We start from the raw sequence: 7,937 nt of genomic DNA, 5'->3' as shown, positions 1-7,937 counted from the left end.
GAGCCATGCTCGGCTGGGGTATTACCGGGAAGGTCCCAGCCGAGCATGGCTCGGCTCTACCGTTTCTGCCCCCTCCCTTTCGCGCAGCGAAGGGGAGGGCTGGGGAGGGGTTGGCCTTTCGCAGATATCAGTGCGCGCTCCGTCTGTAGAGCCGAACCATGTTCGGCTGGGGCTTTGCCGGGAAAGCCCCTCGCCGAGCATGGCTCGGCACTACCGCTTCCGCCCCCTCCCTTTCGCGCTGCGAAGGGGAGGGCTGGGGAGGGGTTGGCCTTTCGCAGATATCAGTGCGCGCTCCGCCTGTAGAGCCGAACCATGTTCGGCTGGGGCTTTGCCGGGAAAGCCCCTTGGCGAGCATGGCTCGGCACTACAGTTGGTGAATCGGGCGGTTTGACTCAAGGTCAATTTCGCACTAATGTATTAGCACGATATTACATTGATACATGATGAAGACACGCCCTGACATCGAACGTGAAAAGCCATCCGACGCCCCGTTGAAGGCGTTGGCGCGTACGTTGGCTGCGCTGGACAAGCCGCAGGAGGTGCAGGCCTTCCTGCGCGATCTGTGCACGCCGGCTGAGCTGGAAGCCATGGCTGACCGCTGGCGGGTGGTTCCCTTGCTGCGCAAGGGTGTGCCTTATCGCGAGATCTATGACCTGACCGGGGTGAGCGTCACCACCATCGGTCGGGTTGCGCGTTCGCTCGAGCACGGTGCCGGCGGCTATGCCGCTGCCATCGACCGTCTCGCCGCGCGCAAAACCGAATCCAACTGAGATAACCCCATGAGTGCTTCAACCTCCGCCCCGGCACGCGACCGGCTGCGTATCGCCATCCAGAAAAGCGGCCGTCTGGCCGATCCCGCGCGCAGCCTGTTGGCGGCTTGCGGGCTGAGCTGGCGGCAGAGCCGCGACAAGCTGTTCTGCTTCGGCGAATCGCTGCCGGTGGACCTGCTGCTGGTGCGTGATGACGACATTCCGGGTCTGATCGCCGACGGCGTCTGCGACCTCGGCGTGGTCGGCTTGAACGAGCTGGATGAACAGGCCAAGGCCCGTCGCCAGATCGGCCTGGCGGACGTTTACCAACCGTTGCGTGGCCTCGGTTTCGGCTCCTGCCGTTTGATGATCGCAGTGCCGGAAGACTGGGATTGGCAGGGCGTGCAGATGCTGCAGGGCAAGCGCATCGCCACCAGCTATCCGGCCATCCTTGCCGCCTGGCTGAAAGACAAGGGTGTCGACGCGCAGGTCGTTGAGTTGTCCGGTTCGGTGGAAATCGCACCAAAGCTCGGCACCGCTGAATTGATCTGCGATCTGGTTTCCAGTGGTGCAACCCTGGCCGCGAACCAGCTCAAGCCTGTGGAAGTGCTGCTGGAAAGCGAAGCGGTGCTGGCCGGGCCGGTGCACGAACTGGATGACGCCCGTGCGGGCCTGATGGCAATGCTGCTGCGCCGTCTCGACGGTTTGAGCAAGGTGCAGGACCAGAAATTGCTGATGTTCTCAGCCGCTGAAGAGCGTGTCGAAGCATTGGCCCGTCTGCTGCCCGACGCCGAGCCGTTGCTGCGGTTGCCGGGGCAGGGTGACGCCGTGCGCCTGCAGACGATGTGCAGTGGTGCACTCAGCTGGCAACGGCTCGAGGAACTGGAACGTGCCGGTGCCCAGGGCCTGATGGTGTTGGCGGTGGAGAAGTCGCTGGTATGAACATCCTCGATTGGAACGCGCTCGACGCCAATGCACAGGCGCGCGCTCTGACCCGTCCGGTACAGACTGTTGCCGCGCAGACCCGCGATTCCGTCGCTGGCTTGATCGAGCAGGTACGCACGCGTGGCGACGCTGCTTTGCGTGAGATCACCCAGCGCTTCGATGGCATCGCACCGGAGCGTTTTGAAGTCAGCGAAGCAGAATTCGCCGCTGCCGAACTGGCGGTGTCGGCAGAACTGCGGATCGCCATGCAGCAGGCCGCAGATCGCATCGATACCTTTCACCGCGCTGGCGTAGCCCAGCCCTACAGCGTGGAAACCGCGCCGGGCGTGGTCTGCGAAAAGGTCATTCGCCCGATTATGCGGGTTGGTTTGTACGTCCCGGCGGGCAGCGCGCCGTTACCGTCCACTGCATTGATGCTTGGTGTTCCCGCCAAGCTGGCAGGTTGCCGCGAAGTGGTGTTGTGCACGCCGCCGCGCAAGGACGGCACGGCCGACCCTGCAGTATTGGTTGCCGCGCGACTGACTGGCGTGCACCGCGTGTTCAAGATCGGTGGCGCACAGGCGATTGCAGCCATGGCATACGGCAGCGACTCGGTGCCGTCCTGTGACAAGCTGTTCGGGCCAGGCAACAGTTTTGTCACCGAAGCCAAGCAGCAGGTGGCCCAGGCAGGCGCTGCTGCCATCGATATGCCCGCCGGTCCTTCGGAAGTGCTGGTGATCGCCGATGCAGGTGCCAATCCTGCATTTGTCGCTGCCGATCTGCTCTCGCAGGCCGAGCACGGCCCGGATTCGCAGGTACTGCTGCTCAGCGACGATGCAGCGATGATTGCCGCCGTACAGGAGCAGGTCGAAATACAGGTCGCACAGCTCAGCCGCGAGGCGATTGCGCGTCAAGCGCTGGGTGCGTCGCTGCTGATCAAGGTGGATTCGATTGCGCAGGCATTCGAGATCTCCAACCGCTATGCGCCCGAGCACCTGATTCTCGCCCTGCGCCAGCCGCGTCAGTGGTTGGACAAGGTGGAAGCGGCCGGTTCGGTGTTCCTCGGCGATTACACGCCCGAGGCGCTGGGTGACTATTGCTCTGGCACCAATCACGTGCTGCCGACCGCCGGCGCGGCCCGCGCCTACAGCGGCGTCAGCGTCGCCAGCTTCCAGAACCAGATCAGCGTGCAGGCTGCCAGCCGCGAAGGTATCGGCGGCATCGGCCCCTGTGCCTTGACCCTGGCCCGGGCCGAAGGCCTGGGTGCACACGCCAATGCGGTTGCGTTGCGGCTGGGAGTGGCGCCGTGAGTGTGCTCGATCTGGTACGCGAAGACCTGCGTGATTTCGGCGGCTATTCCTCAGCGCGTAGCGCCAAGCTGCAGGGCGATATCTGGCTCAATGCAAATGAATCGGCATGGGCGAATCCTGGTGACGCAGATGCCAGTTGCCGTCGTTACCCGGATCCCCAGCCGCAAGCCTTGCGCGAACGTCTGGCCAGCTTGTACGGCTGCCAGCCCGAGCAGTTGTTGATCGGTCGCGGCAGCGATGAAGCCATCGACTTGCTGGTGCGCGCCTTGTGCGTGCCCGGCCGTGATGCGGTGTTGTACACGCCGCCGGTGTTCGGCATGTACGCGGTCAGTGCGCGGCTGCAGAATGCATCCGCGCTGGAAGTGCCGCTGTTGGATACCAATGCGGGGCTGGTGCCTGATATCGACGCCATCATTGCCACTGCCAAGCAGGGCAATGCCAAGCTGGTGTTCCTGTGCTCGCCGTCAAATCCAAGTGGCCTGAGCATTCCGCTGCAGCAGGTACGGGCCGTAGCCGAAGCGCTACGTGGGCAGGCGCTGGTAGTGGTTGACGAGGCCTATGGCGAGTTTGCCGATGAGCTTTCCGCCACCACCTTGATGGATCGCTTCGACAACATTGCGGTGCTGCGGACCTTGTCCAAGGCGCATGCACTGGCTGCTGCGCGGATTGGCAGTGTGATTGCTGATGCTGCCCTGATTGCGGTGCTGCGGTGCTGCCAGGCGCCGTATCCCATCCCCACGCCATGTTCGGCGTTGGCGCTTTCCGGGCTTGATGATGCAGCACTTGCGCAGACGCGCGCCCGCATCGCCACGGTGCGCAGCGAGCGTAGCCGGTTGTGCATCGCCTTGTCGGCGCAGCGTGGCGTTCGTCATGTCTATGCCTCGGATGCCAACTTCCTGCTGGTGCGCTTCAGCGATGCTGAAGCCGCATTCCAGGCGTTGCTGCAGGCCGGCGTGGTGGTGCGTGACCAGCGCGCCGCGCCGCAGCTGCAGGACGCCCTGCGCATCACCCTGGGCACCCCCGAACAGAACGACCGCGTCCTCGACGCACTTGCCTCGCTGGAGCTTACCGCATGACCCCCATTCTGTTTGTCGATCGCGATGGCACCTTGATCGAGGAGCCGGCCGACTTCCAGATCGACGCCTACGAAAAGATCCGCTTCGTCAGGAACGTGATCCCGGCGATGCTGAAGTTGCGCGATGCCGGCTATCAGTTCGTCATCGTCTCCAACCAGGACGGACTCGGTTCCGAAGGCTATCCGCAGGCCAGCTTCGACGGCCCGAATGACTTGATGTTGCAGATCTTTGCCAGCCAGGGCATTACGTTCCGCGATGTGCTGATCGATCCGAGTTGGCCGCAGGACAACAGCCCGAATCGCAAGCCCGGCATCGGCATGATGGTGTCCTACCTGCAGGACCGCAGCATCGACTGGGCGCGTTCTGGCATGGTCGGTGACCGGCCGACCGACATCCAGTTTGCCGACAACATGAAGATTCGTGGCTTCCAGCTGCGCACCGGGCAGTTCGGCGGCGAGTGGGATTGGGATGCAATCGCACACGAGCTGGCCGACGCGCCACGCCGCGCTACCGTGCAGCGCGATACCAAGGAAACCCAGATCCGCGTGTTCGTCGACCTGGACAAGGTGGCCAGCTCGAAGATCAACACCGGCTTGCCGTTCTTCGACCACATGCTCGACCAGATTGGCCGTCATGGCGGCTTTGCGCTGGAAGTGGAAGCCAAGGGCGACCTGCACATCGACGAACACCACACCATCGAGGACACCGGTCTCGCGCTGGGCCAGGCCTTGCGTGAAGCCTTGGGTGACAAGCGCGGCATCGGTCGCTACGGTTTTACCTTGCCGATGGACGAGACGCTTGCCAGCGCCGCGTTGGATTTCAGTGGCCGCCCGTACTTCGTGTTCGACGGCGAGTTCAAGCGTGAGCGCGTTGGCGACATGCCGACTGAACTGGTGCCGCATTTCTTCCGCTCGCTATGCGATGCCAGCGGCTTGAACCTCAACCTGAAGGTCGAAGGCGAGAACGACCACCACAAGGTAGAGGCCTGCTTCAAGGCATTGGCTCGCGCCCTGCGCCAGGCCATCCGCAAGGAAGGCACCGAGCTGCCCTCCACCAAGGGCGCGCTGTGAGCAGGGTTGGTCTGGTTGATGCCGGCGGCGCGAACCTGGGATCGGTGCGCTACGCATTGGAGCGGCTGCAGGTAGACGTGCAGATGGTGCGCGCGCCCGCGGATCTGGCCGGCCTTGCGCGGGTGATATTGCCCGGTGTTGGTGCTGCGGCCGAAGGCATGAAGCGTCTGCATGCGCAAGGATTGGTGCAACCGCTGCGCGAGCTGCAGGTGCCGTTGATGGGTATCTGCCTGGGCATGCAGCTGTTGTTTGAACGCTCGGAAGAGGGTGATGTGGAATGCCTTGGTCTGTTGCCGGGTATCGTCCGCCGCCTGCATCCCGGTGTTGGCGTGCGTGTGCCGCACATGGGCTGGAACAAGCTGCTTGCCCTGCGCGAATCGCCCTTGCTTGATGGCGTGCCGCTGGGCTCGAGTGCTTATTTCGTGCACAGCTACGCCGCTCCTGTCACTTCCGACACCGTCGCTGCCTGTCACCACGGCGGCCTGTTTACCGCAGTGGTGCAGCGCGAACGTCTATGCGGGGCGCAGTTCCATCCCGAACGGTCGGCCGGGCCGGGCGCACGCATCCTGCAGAATTTTCTCGAGATTGCCGCATGAGTTTCATTGTCTACCCCGCGCTGGATATCCGTGACGGCCGCGTCGTGCGTCTGTTGCAGGGCGATTACGAAAAGCAGACCACTTACGGTGACGACGCCTTGCCGCGCGCGCAGGCATTCGCTGCGACTGGCGCGCGTTGGATGCACCTGGTCGATCTGGATGCGGCCAAGGCCGGCGGCTATACCTTGGCACCCTTGTTGCAGCAGATCGCAGGGACCACCAAACTGAAGGTGCAGACCGGCGGCGGCGTGCGTGGCCGCGATGACGTCGCCCGCATTCTTGATGCCGGCGCCAGCCGTGTGGTGATTGGCTCGCTGGCGGTTCGTCAGCCCGAACAAGTGCTGGCCTGGCTGGCCGAGTTCGGCGCCGAGCAGCTGACCATCGCGCTGGACACGCGTCAGGGTGAAGACGGCGTTTGGCGCTTGCCGGTGCACGGTTGGACCGAAACCGCAGACGTGACCCTGGATGAGCTGGCCCAGCGTTACGCGCAGGCCGGCATGAAGCACCTGCTGTGCACCGACATTTCCCGCGACGGCATGCTGTCCGGTCCGAATATCGAACTCTACGCGCATCTGGCGCAATTGCTGCCTGGCGTCGCCGTGCAGGCCTCGGGCGGTGTGCGTGATGCCGACGACATCCGCGCGGCCAAGGCTGCAGGTTGCGGCGGTGCCGTGCTCGGCAAGGCATTGCTGGAAGGTCGCCTGCAGCTGGATGAGGCCTTGTCATGTTGAGCCGGCGCATCATTCCCTGTTTGGACGTGCGCGAAGGCCGCGTGGTCAAGGGCGTCAAGTTCCGCGACCACATCGACATGGGCGACATCACCGAGCTGGCGTTGCGTTACCGCGACCAGGGCGCTGATGAGCTGGTGTTCTACGACATCTCCGCCAGTCCGGAAGGCCGCTCCGTTGACCGCGCATGGATCGAACGGGTGGCGCGCTTGATCGACATCCCGTTCTGCGTGGCCGGCGGCATCCGCGATGTGGAAACCGCGCGCGCCGTGCTCAATTCCGGTGCCGACAAGATTTCCATCAATACCCCGGCGCTGGAGCGCCCGCAGTTGATCGCGGAGTTGGCTGAAGCCTTCGGTGAGCAGTGCGTGGTGGTCGGCATCGACTCCATCCGCGAAGCCGACGGCCAATGGCGGGTGCGCTCTTACACCGGCGATCCAAGCAAGACCCGCGCCGAGGCAAGGCTGACCCTGGACTGGGTGCGTGAAGTCCAGTCCCTCGGCGCAGGTGAAATCGTGCTGAACTGCATGGACAGCGACGGCGTGCGCAAGGGGTACGATATTGCACAGTTGCGTCAGGCCCGGGCGCTGTGCACGGTTCCGTTGATCGCCTCTGGCGGCGCGGGCACGCCGCAGCATTTCGCTGATGTATTCGAACAGGCTGACGTTGACGGGGCTTTGGCCGCCAGTGTGTTCCACTCCGGCGCCATCGCAATTCCGGAACTGAAGCAGTTCCTGCGCGAACAACAAATCGAGGTTAGGGATGTCTACTGAATTCAAACCGGTTGATCCGGCCGCATTGGACTGGGAGAAGGTCAACGGCATGATTCCGGTCATCATCCAGGACGAGGCCACGCTGCGTGTGCTGATGCTTGGCTATATGGACCGCGACGCACTGGAGACCACCCGTAGCAGTGGCAAGGTCACCTTCTTCAGCCGCAGCAAGAAGCGGCTGTGGACCAAGGGCGAGACCTCAGGCAACCATCTCGATCTGGTCGACATCCGCAGTGATTGCGACAACGACACGTTGCTGGTCACCGTGCGCCCGCATGGCCCCACCTGCCATACCGGCGAGACCAGCTGTTTCAGTGCTGCACCGGGCAACTTCCTCGGCGCATTGAATGCCCTGATCAAGCAGCGTGAGCACGACCGTCCGCTTAACAGCTACACCACCAAGCTGTTCGAGAAGGGCGCACGGCACATCGCGCAGAAAGTGGGCGAAGAGGGCGTGGAAACCGCACTTGCCGGTGTCGTGCAGCGCGATGACGAATTGCTGGGCGAATCAGCCGACCTGCTGTTTCACCTGATCGTATTGCTGCGCGCACGCGGCCTGTCGCTCGATGACGCGATCGGCGTGCTCGAAGACCGCCACGCCAAGGCCGCAGAGAAGGCAGCAAGCTGAGCCACTGTAGTGCCGAGCCATGCTCGGCAGGGGCTTTACGGGGAAAACCAAACGTCACCGGCAAGGCCCAGCCGAGCATGGCT

The 7,937-nt window shown here is 63.6% G+C and carries 9 protein-coding genes; all 9 read left to right on the top strand.

Annotated features, from left to right (window positions below; genetic code table 11):
• Positions 1–443 precede the first annotated feature (443 nt).
• The 9 genes from QMX78_RS18615 to hisIE are packed head-to-tail and all read left to right on the top strand — an operon-like array spanning position 444 to position 7,854.
• The gene (locus QMX78_RS18615; RefSeq protein ID WP_282272342.1) at positions 444–770 is read left to right on the top strand and encodes a YerC/YecD family TrpR-related protein; all 327 of its coding nucleotides are present in this window, start codon (positions 444–446) and stop codon (positions 768–770) included.
• A gap of 9 nt (positions 771–779) precedes the next feature.
• A complete protein-coding gene (hisG, locus tag QMX78_RS18610) occupies positions 780–1,691 on the top strand; it encodes an ATP phosphoribosyltransferase (protein ID WP_282272341.1) in 912 nt (303 codons plus the stop codon).
• Positions 1,688–2,983 (top strand): histidinol dehydrogenase, encoded by a 1,296-nt coding sequence (hisD, locus tag QMX78_RS18605; protein WP_282272338.1) that lies wholly within the window; start codon positions 1,688–1,690, stop codon positions 2,981–2,983. The genes hisG and hisD overlap by 4 nt, the downstream gene beginning before the upstream one ends.
• Positions 2,980–4,059: a histidinol-phosphate transaminase gene (gene hisC / locus QMX78_RS18600; RefSeq protein WP_282272336.1), complete on the top strand. Its 1,080-nt coding sequence runs from the start codon at positions 2,980–2,982 to the stop codon at positions 4,057–4,059. Before hisD ends, hisC begins: the two co-directional genes overlap by 4 nt.
• Positions 4,056–5,129 carry a bifunctional histidinol-phosphatase/imidazoleglycerol-phosphate dehydratase HisB gene (gene hisB / locus QMX78_RS18595; protein WP_282272334.1) on the top strand — a complete coding sequence of 358 codons (1,074 nt, stop codon included), beginning with the start codon at positions 4,056–4,058 and terminating at the stop codon, positions 5,127–5,129. The genes hisC and hisB overlap by 4 nt, the downstream gene beginning before the upstream one ends.
• A complete protein-coding gene (gene hisH, locus QMX78_RS18590) occupies positions 5,126–5,725 on the top strand; it encodes an imidazole glycerol phosphate synthase subunit HisH (protein WP_282272332.1) in 600 nt (199 codons plus the stop codon). Before hisB ends, hisH begins: the two co-directional genes overlap by 4 nt.
• A complete protein-coding gene (gene hisA / locus QMX78_RS18585; protein ID WP_282272330.1) occupies positions 5,722–6,456 on the top strand; it encodes a 1-(5-phosphoribosyl)-5-[(5-phosphoribosylamino)methylideneamino]imidazole-4-carboxamide isomerase in 735 nt (244 codons plus the stop codon). The genes hisH and hisA overlap by 4 nt, the downstream gene beginning before the upstream one ends.
• Entirely contained in the window at positions 6,450–7,226 is a 777-nt protein-coding gene (gene hisF / locus QMX78_RS18580) for an imidazole glycerol phosphate synthase subunit HisF (RefSeq protein WP_282272328.1), read from the top strand. The genes hisA and hisF overlap by 7 nt, the downstream gene beginning before the upstream one ends.
• Positions 7,216–7,854, top strand: a complete 639-nt coding sequence (gene hisIE, locus QMX78_RS18575) for a bifunctional phosphoribosyl-AMP cyclohydrolase/phosphoribosyl-ATP diphosphatase HisIE (protein WP_282272326.1) — start codon at positions 7,216–7,218, stop codon at positions 7,852–7,854. Before hisF ends, hisIE begins: the two co-directional genes overlap by 11 nt.
• The last annotated feature ends 83 nt before the right edge of the window (positions 7,855–7,937 follow it).

Source organism: Stenotrophomonas sp. PS02298, from assembly GCF_029959445.1.
GTDB lineage: Bacteria > Pseudomonadota > Gammaproteobacteria > Xanthomonadales > Xanthomonadaceae > Stenotrophomonas.
The sequence above is the reverse complement of the archived record's forward strand: the minus strand, read 5'-3'. Positions and strand labels throughout refer to the sequence as shown.